At 63.4% G+C, this 13,589-nt stretch carries 13 protein-coding genes and 1 tRNA gene; 2 read left to right on the top strand and 12 right to left on the bottom strand.

Going from position 1 to position 13,589, the window contains the following annotated elements; translation table 11 throughout:
* Positions 1-131 precede the first annotated feature (131 nt).
* Both purE and K9U15_RS01935 read right to left on the bottom strand, forming a co-directional pair.
* Positions 132-602, bottom strand: coding sequence for a 5-(carboxyamino)imidazole ribonucleotide mutase (gene purE, locus K9U15_RS01940; protein ID WP_123672896.1), 471 nt, complete (start codon positions 600-602; stop codon positions 132-134).
* 157 nt (positions 603-759) lie between these two features.
* Positions 760-1,509: a TetR/AcrR family transcriptional regulator gene (locus K9U15_RS01935; protein ID WP_227153964.1), complete on the bottom strand. Its 750-nt coding sequence runs from the start codon at positions 1,507-1,509 to the stop codon at positions 760-762.
* Positions 1,510-1,669: 160 nt separating this feature from the next.
* Here K9U15_RS01935 and K9U15_RS01930 point away from each other — a divergent pair, with 160 nt between their 5' ends.
* On the top strand, positions 1,670-1,828 hold the full coding sequence (locus K9U15_RS01930) for a twin-arginine translocase TatA/TatE family subunit (RefSeq protein ID WP_087191187.1): 159 nt from the start codon (positions 1,670-1,672) through the stop codon (positions 1,826-1,828).
* A 334-nt stretch (positions 1,829-2,162) separates the two neighbouring features.
* On the opposite strand, the gene K9U15_RS01925 is transcribed toward K9U15_RS01930, so the two are convergent.
* Positions 2,163-2,238, bottom strand: a tRNA-Phe gene (locus tag K9U15_RS01925).
* Between the two features lie 207 nt (positions 2,239-2,445).
* Between K9U15_RS01925 and K9U15_RS01920 the strand changes: the two genes are divergently transcribed.
* A complete protein-coding gene (locus K9U15_RS01920; RefSeq protein ID WP_241675381.1) occupies positions 2,446-5,040 on the top strand; it encodes a diguanylate cyclase in 2,595 nt (864 codons plus the stop codon).
* A 34-nt stretch (positions 5,041-5,074) separates the two neighbouring features.
* Here K9U15_RS01920 and K9U15_RS01915 read toward each other — a convergent pair whose 3' ends face one another.
* From K9U15_RS01915 to K9U15_RS01875, 9 genes are all read right to left on the bottom strand, one after another.
* Positions 5,075-5,677 (bottom strand): hypothetical protein, encoded by a 603-nt coding sequence (locus K9U15_RS01915; protein ID WP_154270081.1) that lies wholly within the window; start codon positions 5,675-5,677, stop codon positions 5,075-5,077.
* Entirely contained in the window at positions 5,664-6,374 is a 711-nt protein-coding gene (locus tag K9U15_RS01910) for a hypothetical protein (RefSeq protein WP_301155524.1), read from the bottom strand. The genes K9U15_RS01915 and K9U15_RS01910 overlap by 14 nt, the downstream gene beginning before the upstream one ends.
* 5 nt (positions 6,375-6,379) lie before the next feature.
* Positions 6,380-7,372, bottom strand: a complete 993-nt coding sequence (gene pilM, locus K9U15_RS01905) for a pilus assembly protein PilM (RefSeq protein WP_154270082.1) — start codon at positions 7,370-7,372, stop codon at positions 6,380-6,382.
* A 102-nt stretch (positions 7,373-7,474) separates the two neighbouring features.
* Positions 7,475-8,503: an A24 family peptidase gene (locus tag K9U15_RS01900; protein WP_154270083.1), complete on the bottom strand. Its 1,029-nt coding sequence runs from the start codon at positions 8,501-8,503 to the stop codon at positions 7,475-7,477.
* Positions 8,504-8,506: 3 nt separating this feature from the next.
* The gene (locus K9U15_RS01895; RefSeq protein ID WP_154270092.1) at positions 8,507-8,905 is read right to left on the bottom strand and encodes a prepilin-type N-terminal cleavage/methylation domain-containing protein; all 399 of its coding nucleotides are present in this window, start codon (positions 8,903-8,905) and stop codon (positions 8,507-8,509) included.
* Positions 8,906-9,021: 116 nt separating this feature from the next.
* Positions 9,022-10,230: a type II secretion system F family protein gene (locus K9U15_RS01890; protein ID WP_123672906.1), complete on the bottom strand. Its 1,209-nt coding sequence runs from the start codon at positions 10,228-10,230 to the stop codon at positions 9,022-9,024.
* Positions 10,230-11,285: a type IV pilus twitching motility protein PilT gene (locus K9U15_RS01885; RefSeq protein WP_301155523.1), complete on the bottom strand. Its 1,056-nt coding sequence runs from the start codon at positions 11,283-11,285 to the stop codon at positions 10,230-10,232. The genes K9U15_RS01890 and K9U15_RS01885 overlap by 1 nt, the downstream gene beginning before the upstream one ends.
* Before the next feature lie 12 nt (positions 11,286-11,297).
* A complete protein-coding gene (locus K9U15_RS01880; protein WP_278806840.1) occupies positions 11,298-12,998 on the bottom strand; it encodes a GspE/PulE family protein in 1,701 nt (566 codons plus the stop codon).
* A 2-nt stretch (positions 12,999-13,000) separates the two neighbouring features.
* The gene (locus K9U15_RS01875; protein WP_123672913.1) at positions 13,001-13,585 is read right to left on the bottom strand and encodes a hypothetical protein; all 585 of its coding nucleotides are present in this window, start codon (positions 13,583-13,585) and stop codon (positions 13,001-13,003) included.
* Positions 13,586-13,589 lie beyond the last annotated feature (4 nt).

The raw sequence follows: 13,589 nt of genomic DNA, 5'->3' as shown, positions 1-13,589 counted from the left end.
CCGCCAACTATCCGTACAAATGTTTCACGTGAAACACTCGTCGTCTCATGCCCGGACTCTCGTGGACCCCATGATAGCAAAACCGGCAGCCTCCATGCGCGCGCGTCCGGGCGAGGCGCGGTCGGCGCAGCCTACGCCTCGGCCATACCTCGCTTGAAGTCGATGATCTTCTGGCGGGCGGTATCGCAGCCGGTGCCGAGGATCTGCACGGCCAGAATGGCCGCATTCTTCGCGCCGTTGATAGCCACGCAAGCCACCGGCACGCCGGAGGGCATCTGCACCATGGACAGCAGTGAGTCGAGGCCGCCCAGATCGCTCGTCTTCATGGGCACGGTGATGACCGGGTTCGGGGTGTACGCCGCCACGACGCCGCCCAAGTGAGCGGCCTTGCCCGCGGCCGCCACGATTACGCGGATGCCGCGCTCGTGCGCCGTCGAGGCCCACTCGTGCACCTCGGCCGGCTTGCGGTGCGCGCTGGCCACCTTCACCTCGTAGGTGATGCCGAACTCGTCGAGCTGCTTCATGCACGGCTCCATGGCGGGCATGTCGCTCTCGGATCCCATGATGATGCCGACGACCGGATTGTTGTTCTCGCAGGGCATGTGGCCTCCTTCGCTCGGCGCCGCCTGACGCGGCGGCGCGCGTATTGTTCGATCCTGTTATTGTAGGGGTTTCGGAAAGCGCGCGCCCGCTCATGCGCTGCTTTTCCATCGACCGGCCGCGTCCTGCACGCAGACCGCGGAAGGCAGGCGCGGCGCCCTACCCGACGATCCGCCTGACGACGGCCTCCACTTCGGCCGCCTCGGGGAGCGACGCATCGGGATCGGCCGTGGCGCGGGCCAGCGCGAACTTCGCCGCCTCAAGCGCCTCGGCCACCACAAGACCCGCCTCCTCGGAAGGCGCCAGCTCGTCCGGGCAGGTGCGCCTCTCGGGATGCTGTTCCAAGTAGGTGGTCAAAATGCCGCGGAACTCGGACACGAAGCCGAACGTGCCGTCTAGGAACAGCTTCATAAGCGCCGGCGTCTGGGCCACCAGCCGCGCCCGCATGGCGGCGATCTCGCTCGTCCAGTCCAGATCGCGCACCACCTTGAGGAACAGCGCGAGCGTGGCGTGGTACGGCGTGCCCTCTATGCGGTCGTAGGCAGCATGGACGGCTTCGGCATCGAGGTTGACGAGCCCCAGCCCCACGATGGCGGCGTCCTTCGTGGGGAAGTAGTTGAAGAACGTGCCTTGCGATACCACAGCCCGATCGCTGATCATGGCCACGGTCACGTTGTCGTAGCCCAGCTCGTCCACCAGCGAGATAGCCGCGCGCTCGATAGCCGCGCGCGTCTCGCGGCGTTTGCGCTCGCGCAAGCCCTCGGCGCCCGCCCCAACCGCAACGGCGTCCGCAACCGTCGGGCTATCCTCCGGCTCGGCGGGTGATCCAACGGCATCTGGAGCCCCTTCGCCCGGCGCCTTCCGCTTCTCGCCCCTCGGCGCTCTCTTCCGCTCGCCCGGCTTCTCCATGCCTGCTCATCCCCCCACCGTCCTGCCCGTTAAACTTCTTGCATTATACGGAAGTTTCGCGAGTCATTTCTTTATTTACCATAATTTTATAGTCGCTATAAAGTTAGGGCTGCTATACTACCCAAGGCATCGGAAAACCGGACCGCGAAAGGGGCGGACAATGAAAATATTCGGCATGGGACTGCCCGAGCTGATCCTGATCCTCGCGGTCGTGCTCGTCATCTTCGGCCCCAAGAACCTGCCCAAGCTGGGCGGCATGCTGGGCCGCACCGTCAAGAAGATCCGCGGCCGGGTGGAAGACGATACCCAGACGGCATAACCTCCCGCCTGGGCGGCGCAGCAAGGGCAAGAAGCCGGCCCGTCTCCCTAACCTGTTCGCAGCCGCTCACCCCGACATACCCCGCACACCTCCATTCCAGCGGTCCCTACCAACTTGATTGCGATTAAGGTTAAGGTACGCGTTTCGGCCTATAACCCCTCGATGGGGCACCGCAGTCGCTTGGAACGACCCGCATACAAGCGATCCTTGGAGAAGCGATTGGGATTAGGGCCAGGGTACACGTTTTGTCCTATAACCCTATAAACCAGAGCGTGCCCTGCTCGGCACACAAAAAGCGCCCCGAATCTCAGGATTCGGGGCGCTGTCGTTGCAGTGGTGGTCGGAGGGGGACTTGAACCCTCGGCACGCGGATTTTCAGTCCGCTGCTCTACCAACTGAGCTACCCGACCACAGGTACGCGTCCGTGAGGACGTGGAACGATATTGTACCGGTCGCGCGTGTCCGGGTCAAGCGCCCATGAGGCATTTCCTCTCGGATTTTCGCAAGCGGGCTTCCGAGCCGCAACCTAGAGCTGAACCCTTCTTGCCAGTTGTCGTTCTCGTGCGTTAGAACACCCCGTTGGGGTTACAATGACAGCACTTGCAGAAAGAGGGTTAATGGTCGTGGGAATATCCCGAATAGCGCGCTTCTCCGTTGTGGCGAGGATCGTCCTTGCCGCATTGCTCGCCTGCACCCTCATGTCCATCATACCGGCCACCAACGACGGCGCAGCGGGCAGGGCATTCGCGGATACGGCGTCAACGCCGGGCACCCAATCAACCGGTTTCGAGCAACGCGTGGTCAGGGTGGGGTACATGGATATCCCAGGCATGCTCTGCCGCAATGCCGACGGTACGCTCGAAGGCTACACCTACGATTACCTGCAGCGTATCGCACAGTTCACCGGATGGACGTACGAGTTCGTGGAAGCCGAGGGCGAAACCACCAACGACCAGGCAGTCGACCTGATGAACATGCTCGATGACGGCCGAATCGACCTCGAGTGCGGTATGACGTACAGCCCGGCACTCGACGACATGTACGAGTATCCCCGGAACAGCTACGGCACGGCGCACACCTCGCTGTTCGTCCCCAACGAGAACGCCAAAATAACGTCGACCAACCTCTTCACCGAGGGGCCGTTGAGCATTGCTCTTTTGAGCTCCGCGAAGCAGCGGCGCGAAGAGCTCGTCTATTTCTGCGAGAAAAACAACCTTGAGTACACCACCGTAGAATGCTCCGCCAACAACGAGCTGACAGAGAGGACGATATCGGGAGAGGCCGACGCCTTCCTTGGCATCGATATCAGTCCCGTCGAGGGATTCCACGTGGTTGCCACGTTCGCCGGGCGACCGTTCTTCTTCGCAGCGCCGAAGGGCGACCGCACGATCATCGACGAGATCGACCAGACCATCGAGCGCATCAACGAGAGCAATCCCCAGTTGCAGGACTCCCTTTACAAGAAGCACTTCGCCAACAACGGCGCAGGCTACGCGCTGTCGAGCGACGAGGCGGAGTTTGCGCGCAACCACGATACGCTGCGCGTAGGAATCATCGCCGAACGGGCGCCCCTCCAGTCCTTCGACCGTCTGACCGGCGAGCTCGAGGGCGTGTCGCGGGGCATGCTCGACTGCCTGTCGCAAAAGACGGGCCTCTCGTTCGAGGTCGTGCGCATCGAGCGCAGCGACGACATGGCATCTGCCATCCGCGAGGCCGGCGTTGACTTGGTAGCCGGAATAGACGGCAACGACACCGTGGCCTCGACTTTGGGCCTGTCGCTCTCTGCACCGTACATGACCACGAACCTGCTGCTCGTATACAACCGGTTCGTCGATCCCGACGATCTGTCCAATCGGAAGCTGGCCCTTTCCTGGGAACTGGAAAGCGCCCTGCCCGCTAACGACTCCACAACCATATACGGGTCGATGGAGGAATGCTTCAAGGCCGTGAACGACGGCCGGGCTGACTATACGTACGGCACCTCGTACACCACCCCGTACTACACGAACGTGGACGGGCTGAGCAACCTGCTGACCCTGCCCACCTCCACCGAGGCCATCGAAGTGTGCTTCGGCCTTGTGCATCCGGTGGAGCCCGACCTGCTGTCTATCATCAACAAGTCCATTCGCGGCCTCTCCACCGAGGAGCTGGACTCCATCGTATACGAGAACGTGCTCGTCGATTCCGAAGAGCAGGTCGGCGCATTCCTTGCGAGCCACCTGCTGGAGTTCGCCATCGCAGCTATCGCCATACTCGTGGTGGTGATCGTGCTGCTGGTGCTCTACCTGCGTTCGCGCGTGCTTGCCAACCGCCGCGTGCGCGAGGAGAACCTGCGTTTCCAGAAGCTGTACAGCCTGACGAACGAGCTTTTGTTCGAGTACTCGCTTGCCGCGGACACGCTGATCATGTCGAACCCCAAGGGCTCCCGCTCGCGCGTGATCGCCTCCGTGGGCGAGGAGTCGGACGACGGATCGTACCGCATCATCTCCCACGCTCACGCCCTTATCGCCGCCAATGCCGACCCCGAGATGCTCGACGCGCTCACGTCTCCTACCAACTCTTCCGTAGATCTGCCGTACGAGCCCAGACCGGGCGAAAAGCACTGGATTCGCATCGCGTCGCATCTGGTGACGAACGACGAGGGACGGCCTATCTCGGTCATCGGTAAGATCACGAGCGTGGACAACGAGGTGCGCGAGAAGATGGACCTTTCGGATCGCGCGCGACACGACGGCCTCACGGGTTTGCTGAACTGGGCGACGTTCTGCGAGCAGGCCGAGAAGCTGCTGGAATCGGGCACGTGCGGAGCCATGCTGGTCATCGACACAGACGACTTCAAAAGCGTCAACGACACGTACGGGCACCTCACCGGCGATGTCGCGCTTCGCGAAACTGCCGAAGAGCTGCGCGGCGCCTTCCGCCCCCACGACCTTATCGGACGCTTGGGCGGAGACGAGTTCGCCGTATGCATCGACGGCCCTATCGACTACGACCAGCTGGCCGAACGCTGCGCACGTCTCGTAGGCCACGGCGTGACGTTCGACGACCAACACGGCGTCGAGCGCACCATTACGCTGAGCATCGGCGGCGTGGAACTGGCCGGCATCACCATGCCGTACCGCGACGCCTACCAGCAAGCCGACAGCGCCCTCTATCGCGCCAAGGCCGACGGCAAGGACCGCTTCGTGTTGGAGAGACTGAGGGAAAACTAAAAGCGGCCGCCTTGCGACGACCGCTTAGAGATAGCTACGATGCGCTCTTGTCAACCAAGCCGCTCAAATTGGTGGCGCCTTTCGTCGTCTCGTAATAGGTGACGTCGAGCGTGGCGCTCACGCTCTCGATGCTGCCGTCGGCGAGCATCTTGCCGGTCAAGGAGAAGTCGGTGACGTCGCAGCGGTACGTGCCGTTTTGGAGCGACTGCACGATACCGAGCGCCTCGTTGTATCCCGCCACGGTGTACGTGATGGTGACAGGACGCCGCACCAGCTCGCCGTCGAGCTCGGGCTGGCTGAACTTCACATCGTAGGTGCCCACGCCGGACAGAAGCGTGTTCAGCTCGTCGAGCTCGTTGCGGATGTTGTCGTAGGCGGCCACCACGGGCAGCTTCCCCACGTCTCCCAACTCGGCGAGCTCGTTCTCCATGCGCGTGCGCGCCATGGCAAGGGCCGTCTGCGTGTCGACCTGCATCTGGATCTCCTGCAGCTGCAGGTCGTTCTCGGCCTTGGTGTCGGCCACGTTCTTGACGACCAGAAAGTAGTAGCATGCCACCAGGAGCAACGCCACCAATACCAGGATAAGCACTTTCTCGCGCGTGGAGAAGGATCGGTTCAATATGCTACGCCGCGCCATTGCCGGCCCCCTCTCCCGTCTCGGCCCCATCGTCGAGCGCGCCCTTGAGCGTGACCTCGATGGTTGCCGACGTTGCCGCGTTGTCCTTTCCCTGGGCCGTGGACACGGTAACGTGCGAGACGCGGCTATCCGCCTCAAGGCGCTCCACCAGGCGCGAGACCTCGGTCAGATCGGCTCCGAGACACGTCGCCGTCACGGTGTTGCCCACCACCTTGACCGAGGACAGATAGCCCACGGACATGAGGTTCGAACGGATGAGGTCGAGCACGGCGTTGCGGTTCGCCAGGTTCGCCTCCTCCTCCGTGAGGCCGGTCACTACGTAGCGCGCGTACTTCTCGTTGAGGGCCGCGTAGTTCTCGTTTGCGGCCTGGAGCTCGTCGAGCTGCGCTTGGGCGGCAGCCACCTCGGCCGAGCTTTCCATGCCGCTTGCCAACGGATCGATGACCGCGAACTTCGCGAACACGCCGATGAGAACGAGCGTGATGGCGAACAGGCCCACTTGCGTTGCGATGCTGCCGTGGGTTGCCTCTTGCTTGACAAGGTTGATGGTGGTTTTCGTGGGGTACACGACCTTGGCACGTTCGCCGCGCGAAGCGCGGCGGCCGGAGCCAGGGGCGCCCCCTGGCTCCGGCGACTCGGCGCCATCCTTCTTGTGCCCGAACGGACCGAACGATATTTCCTTGTTGAGATCGACCACGACTCTCACCTGGCCTTCATGGTCGCGCCCACGGCGCCGGGGCATTGGGCGCGCAAATCGTTGTCGCCGCTCGCTTCGGGCATGATGTCGGATATCGACCGCAGGTCTATATCGATATGGCTTGCCACGGCGTTCACCAGCGGCTGCAGCGACGAGCCTCCGCCGCAGCAGTACGCCATCTCCACGTTGGTGTCCGGGTTGTTGAAGCCGTAGAAGTTGAGGGCGCGCCCTATCTCCACGGCGATGGACTCGTAGACGTCGAAGGCCGCCGCGCCCTGTTGCACGCCGTCGTAGTCGGAGAGCTTGTACCCGTTCGCCACATGGACGTCCACGCCGCGCTCGGCGGCGATGGCTCGGTCGATGTCGGCCCCGCCGATGTCGATGACGCGCGTGACGTCGTAGGCTCCGTCGGCGAAGAAGTGCAGCTTGGTACCGCTGTGCGCGAAGTCGATGACGCAGCAGTTCGCCAACGCGCGCGGATTCCCGCCCACCAGGTTCTGGAAAGCCGCGGCCGCCGGCGTGGCTATGCGCAGGCGCATGCCGGCGCGACGGAACATCTCCAGGTAGTCGTCCACGGTCTGCTTCGTGGTGGCGGCGGCCAGCAGGTCCATGCCCTCCGGCACGCCCTCGGGATCGAGGTGCGTGGCGAGCACCGCGTAATCGTAGTAGTAGCGATCCTTGCCCTGGGCGATGTAATCACGGAACTCGTAGGGCAGGTTCAGCTCCAGCTCCTTTTCCGTCATGGCCGGAACGGACAGCCGCCGCACAAGGCAATCCGTCGAGGAGAGCACGAGGGCCGCATCCTTCGCAATACCGCCTGTGCGCTTGACGAGCCCCTTGATGAAGTCGGCCATAGCGTCGAAGCTGATGAGCCTGCCTTCGGCCATGAGCCCTTCCGGCAGCGCCTCCACCACGATGTTCTTGATGACGTCGTCATCGCACACCGCGAGCTTCACGCTCGCATTGCCGATATCGACGCCCGTGTAGGTTTTACCCATGCGGAGAAGTCCTTTCGATCCCGCATTTCCCTTTCAAGGACAGTTTATACCATCCCCCCTGCCATTCCCGCGCCATTGCCGGAACAGGCCGCGCGGCCAGCCCTAAAACAGCCCGACGTACCAGGTGAGGACGAGCGGGCCTCCCAGCAGCGTGAGCATGGTGGCCGCCGCGATGGCCGGTCCGAAGGGGATGGCCTTGTCCACCGGCGGCGGGGTGCTCTCCGGGGAGGCGCCCCCGCCTTCGCCCGCGGCGTCCTTGACGGCCTTGCCGCACGGAGCCGAGGGAGCCCCGCGCAAGCGGAAAGCCGCGAACACGAGGCCCAGCACGCAAGCGACAAGCAGGTTCAACAGGGACAGGGCCGCGCCGAGGAACAGCCCCACGGCGAACAGCAGCTTCACGTCGCCGCCGCCGAGCGACGTCTTGCCCGTCACCGCGTCGAACACGAGCGAGAACAGCAGGATGCCGCCACCCACGAGAAGGCCGCCCGCCAGGCCGTCTAGCAGGCCGGCCAGCCAGCCAGCCCCGACCAGCGGGGCGAACAGGCTGCCCACGCCGAAAACCGAGGAGACGGCCTCGGGAGCAGCACCGGCAAGGAGCGAGTCGGCAGCCACCAACGCAGCGGGCTCACGCATTGCTGCGGGAACGAGCGGAAAGCCGATTGCACACGCGAACGACGCCACCATCATGAGCAACCACACGGCCGCTGCCGCGATCACGAAGCCGTTGGGAATGGTGTACGTGTCGAGGTCGACGAGCGAGGCACCCATGAGGATGCATGCGAGCGCTGCGTAGGCGAACCATGGCGCGCCTATGCCGTACACGACGAGAAGCGCGACGAACAGGGCGGCCATCAGCAGCTCCACCATCACGTAGCGCGGGCTCACCCGCTCGCCGCAATGCCGGCAGCGCCCGCGCAGCGCGAGCCACGATATGACTGGGATGAGATCGAGCACTCCGAGTGAATGCCCGCAGCTCGTGCAATGGCTGCGCCCGGCAAGGACGCTCTCGCCGTGAACGAGGCGCCACGCAAGGCAGTTCACGAAGCTGCCAAACACCGCACCGAGCAAAGCGGCGACCCCGATGAGGATCGCCGCTTGCATAGGAGTGAAGATGTTGAGCGGGAGGGACAAGGGCTATTTCTTGCCGCTGTCGTTATTGGGCAAATCAGAAGACACAATATATGCGGTAACTTTGTAACCACCGTTATTGTCCGTCACGGCTGAATCTTTTGGATCCGCAGTAGTGTCTGCAGTTAGAGTCACTTGGCCAACATTGCCTTCTGCGTCTACCGTAGCTTCTGCTTTCCATTGTTTCGCACTCGTAATCGTCGTGTCTTTGCTAGATAGAATCTGCGTAGCAGCAACTGATTTGACTGAACGAATATCAGCATTTTTCACGGCATTATTCGCATTATTTAGCGCACCAGTAAACACAGGCACAGCAATCGCAACCAACACCAGTACGATCGCTACGACGATCAGCAGCTCGGCGAGCGTGAAGCCGCCCTTCTCTTCCCTTACCCTCTTAATCATTTCCTTCACCGTTGTTTCCTTTCTCTCTCCCGGCAGCCTCTCGCCGCCAAGAACAAGCCCCGTTCATGATCGAACGATCATACCACCATTTAGCACACCCCCGGTGGCATAACAGCCTACATGTTCGCGTACATGGTGAAAAGCGGCAGGTACAGCGCGATGACGACGAACCCGGCGAACACGGCCATGAGCACGAGCAGCGTCGGCTCCATGAGCGAGAGCGCGCGGTCGGTCACGCGCTGCGTCTCGTTGTCGTAGAACTCGCCCATCGTCTCCAGCGTCGCCTCCAGCTCGCCGGTCTGCTCGCCTACCGAGCACATCTCTATGAGCGTGCGCGGGAAATACCGGCACTGCTCCATGCACTCTCCCAACGTGCGGCCTTCCTCAAGCCCCGCCTCCATGCGTCCCACCTCGCGCGACAGCACGTAGTTGCCCAGCACGCGGCCCGTCACGGCCACGGCGCGCGTCATGGGCAAGCCCGCCGCAATGAGCGTGGACATGGTGTTCGCGAACTGCGAGGCGCCGGAGAACTCGCCCACCACGCCCAGCACCGGCATCCTTAACTTCGCTTTCGCCAGCAGGGTCTTGCCCGCCTCGGTCGTGCTGAACAGCTTCGCCCCCACCGCCGCCAGCACTATCACTATAAGCATGATCAGCCAGTTGGCCGACACCCAGTTCGAGGCATCAATCAAAAATTGAGTGATGGCCGGCATATCGGTGCCCAGCGACGATACCATGCCCGCGATGGCGGGAATCACCATTACCATCATCACGGCCACCACGACCACGGCGATGATGAGCACGAATATCGGGTACGTGAGCGCGCTGGCCACCTTCGCTCCCACCTTCGCGCGCTTGTCGTAGTACTTGTGCAGCCGCTCGAAGCTTTCCGGCAAATGGCCGCTCTCCTCGCCGGCGCGCACGGTCTCCACGAACACGCGCGGCAGCTCGGGCCCCTTGTTCTCGAAGCTGTCGGCCAGGCCATGGCCGCTCGCCACGTCGGTGGCCACCTCGGCCAGCACGCGGTGCAGGTACTTGTCGGTGGTCTGGTCGGCCACCAGCGACACGGCACGGGCGATGGAGAGCCCCGCCTGCAGGATGATGGCGAACTGCGAGCACATGATGGCCAGCTGCTTCGGCTTCGCGCGCGGCTTCGTTATGTCCATGGTCAGGATGTTTTTGCCCTCGCGCACCTGTTTCACGCTCTGCACGATGCGGCACAGGTCGCGCGCCTGCTCCATAGCCTCAATCTCGTCGTAGGCCTCCACGACGCCGCTGACTTTGTCGCCGGTGACGGAAAGGCCGGTGTAGGTGAAGGTGGGCATCAGCGGACGTTCTTTCTCACGTAATCGACATCGTGGGCGGCTTCGAGCGCCGTCTGGGCGTCTATGGCGCGGGCCCGGTACAGGTTCAGCAGCGCGTTGTCCATGGTGACGCTGCCCGCGGCGGCCGAGGTGGCCAGCGAGCTCTGGATCTGCGGCGTCTTCCCCTCGCGGATAAGGTTGCGGATGGCGGGCGTCACCATCATCAGCTCGCACGCCAGCGCACGGCCACCCCCGTCGCGGCTCGGCAGCAGCTGCTGGGACAGCACCGCCACGAGCGTGGTGGATATCTGCATGCGTATCTGGCGCTGCAGGCCCTCGGGGAACACGTCCACCATGCGGTCGATGGAGTCGGCCGCCGACTTCGTGTGCAACGTGGCCAGCACGAAGTGGCCCGTCTCGGCGGCGGTGAGCGCCGTCTGGATGGTGTCCAGGTCGCGCATCTCGCCGATGAGGATGATATCGGGGTCCTCGCGCAGCACGGCGCGCAGGGCGTCGTGGTAGCTGGCCGTGTCCTGTCCTATCTCGCGCTGGGAGATGATGGAGCGGTCGGGCGTGTAGATATACTCGATAGGGTCTTCCATGGTGATGATGTTCTCGGCGCGCGTGTGGTTGATGGCGTCGATGAGCGCCGCGAGCGTCGTGGACTTGCCGCTGCCCGTCTCGCCCGTCACCACCACAATGCCGCGCTGGATCTTCGGGAAGTCCATGACCGCCGGGGGCAGGCCCAGCGTCTCGAGCGGCGGGATGACGTCGGACAACAGGCGCAGGGCGGCGCTCACATGCCCCTGCTGGCGGAACAGGTTCACGCGCACGCGCACGCCGGCGATGGTGTCGGCCCGGTCGAGCTCGCCCGCACGTTCTATGCAGGCGTAATCCTGCCCGGCTAGCTCGCGCGCCAAGCGCTCGCACGCCTCGTGCGTGAGCGGCGCGTCGCCGTCCACGCCCGCATCCACCAAGTGGCCGTTCACGCGGAACTTCACCGGCAGGCCGCACACCAGATGCACGTCGGAAGCGTTCGCCTCGTGCGCATGGTTGATGAGTTGTTCGATGCTCATGGTCGCGCCTTTCTATTCCAGCGCCGTGATGGTCTTACGGGCCTCTTCCACCGTGGTCACGCCGTTCAGCACGAGCTCGCGGCAGCTGTCGGCCATGGTGCGGTACGAACCCGACTGCTCGATGGCGGTCTGCAGCTCCTCGCGCGTGGCGCCGCCCGTGATGCGGGCGCGCAGCGCGCGGTCGAGCACGAGTATCTCGAACACCCCGGTGCGCCCGCGGTATCCGGTGCCGAAGCACATGGGGCAGCCTGTGCCGCGGAAGAACTTCACCGCAGGGTCGTAGCGCATGCCCAGCGCGTCCAGCTCCTCCGGGTCCGGCGCATACTCCTCGCGGCAGTGCGGACACACCAGGCGCACGAGGCGCTGGGAGATGATGCCGCGCACGCCGCTGGCTATGAGGTACGGCTCCACGCCGATGTCGACGAGGCGGTCGATGGTGGACGCCGCGTCGAACGTGTGCACGGTGGAGAGCACCAGGTGGCCGGTGATGGCGGCGCGCATGGCAATCTCGGCCGTCTCGCCGTCGCGGATCTCGCCCACCGCCACGATGTCAGGGTCTTGGCGCAAGATGGCGCGCAGGCCGCTGGCGAACGTCATGCCCGTCTTCTCGTTGATCTGCACCTGGTTCGCGCCATCGATGTTGTACTCCACCGGATCTTCCAGCGTCACCAGGTTCACCGAGTCGTCGTTCAGCTCGCGGATCATGGTGTACATGGTGGAGCTCTTGCCCGAGCCGGTGGGACCCACGATGAGCACCATGCCGTTGTTAGCATGGATGAGGCGGTTGTACTTCTCCAGGTTCGAGCCCGCCAGGCCGATGCCCTTGGGGTCGAAGAGCGACTCGTTCTTGTCCAGCAGGCGGATGACCACCGTTTCGCCGTGGATGGTGGGCAGCGTGTTGATGCGCAGGTCGATGTCCTGCTTCTTCAGGCGGATGTTCGCGCGGCCGTCCTGGGGGACGCGGCGCTCGGACGTGTTCATGCCGCCCATGATCTTCAAACGCGAGATGACGGAAGCCTGCAGCTCCTTCGGCACGGTGAGGATGGTGCGCAGCACGCCGTCAATGCGCATGCGCACATGCAGGTCGGCCTCGCGCGGCTCCAGGTGGATGTCGGACGCGCGCTCGGTAGCGGCTCGCTCGATGATGCTGTTCACCAGGCGCACCGTGGGGGCGGACTGCGCGTCGGCGTCGTCGCCCAGCGTGGAGGTTTGGAAGCTGCCCCCGTCGTCGGTGCCGGCGGCGCGGGCGTCGCGCTTCATCTCCTCGATGGCGCGGGCGGCGCCCTCGTTGCCGTACAGCGTCATGATGGCGCGCATGACCGAGTCGTTCGTGGCCACCATGGGCACAACGCGCTTGCGGGTGGCATTCTTCACCGCCTCGATGGCCATGAAGTTCAGCGGATCGCTCATGGCCAGGTACACGTCCTCGGGCGTGGTGCGCACAGGCACCACGTTGTACTGCCGGGCGACGTTCTTCGACACCACGCGGCTCATCTCGGGATCGAGGTCGATGGCGGAAAGGTCCACGAACTCGATGCCCAGCTGCATCTGCAGCGCCTCGATGAGCTCCGCCTCCGTGATGACGCCCTCGGCGATGAGCTCGTCGCCCAGGCGCCGCTTCGACTCCTTCTGCTGCGCGAGCGCATGCCCCAGCTGCTCATCGGTGATGAGCCCCGCATCGGTCAACACGTCTCCCAAGCGCTTGTATGCCATTGCTACGATCCTATTCTTTTCACGGTCATGGTGGTTTCCGCGTACACGGTGGTTTCGGTTGCGTTTTCTGGAACTATCTGAATGCGAAAAGTCCAGGTCCCCGCAGAGATGTTGTCTTTCGCTTTCCGATAGTATACCAATTCGGAAATCACCGCTTTGAGGCCGTGCTGCGTGGGAGCCAAATTCGAGTAGCCGCTGTTGGCAGCAAGCTCGATGCCGCGCCCAAATTCACTATTGATAAGAGCACACGGTTCATGAAGCGTCGCACTGACAAAGTAGATCTCGTTTCCCCCACTTTGTCGTTCGATATCGTTGTTTCCCTCCACCGACAAAGCATAGGAGAATTCGTCGCTCACCCGTGCCACAGCTTGGAAGAGCATCTGGTCAGCCTGGGTTTGACGCGTGATGTTTGCATAAACGCTCATGGCCGCACCGATGCCGGCGGCAACGATGATGCCCAGCAGCCCGATGAAGATAACGCTGACTAACTGTTCGGCCAGCATAAACCCGCGTGTGTCGCGCAATCTGGCACGCAAGCGAAGGGGGAATCGCCGGTATGAAGACTGATATGTTGCACCGTTGCTCATCTTT

The sequence above is a fragment of the Gordonibacter sp. RACS_AR68 genome (assembly GCF_030418485.1).
In the GTDB taxonomy this organism is placed as follows: Bacteria; Actinomycetota; Coriobacteriia; order Coriobacteriales; family Eggerthellaceae; genus Gordonibacter; species Gordonibacter urolithinfaciens.
The sequence above is the reverse complement of the archived record's forward strand: the minus strand, read 5'-3'. Positions and strand labels throughout refer to the sequence as shown.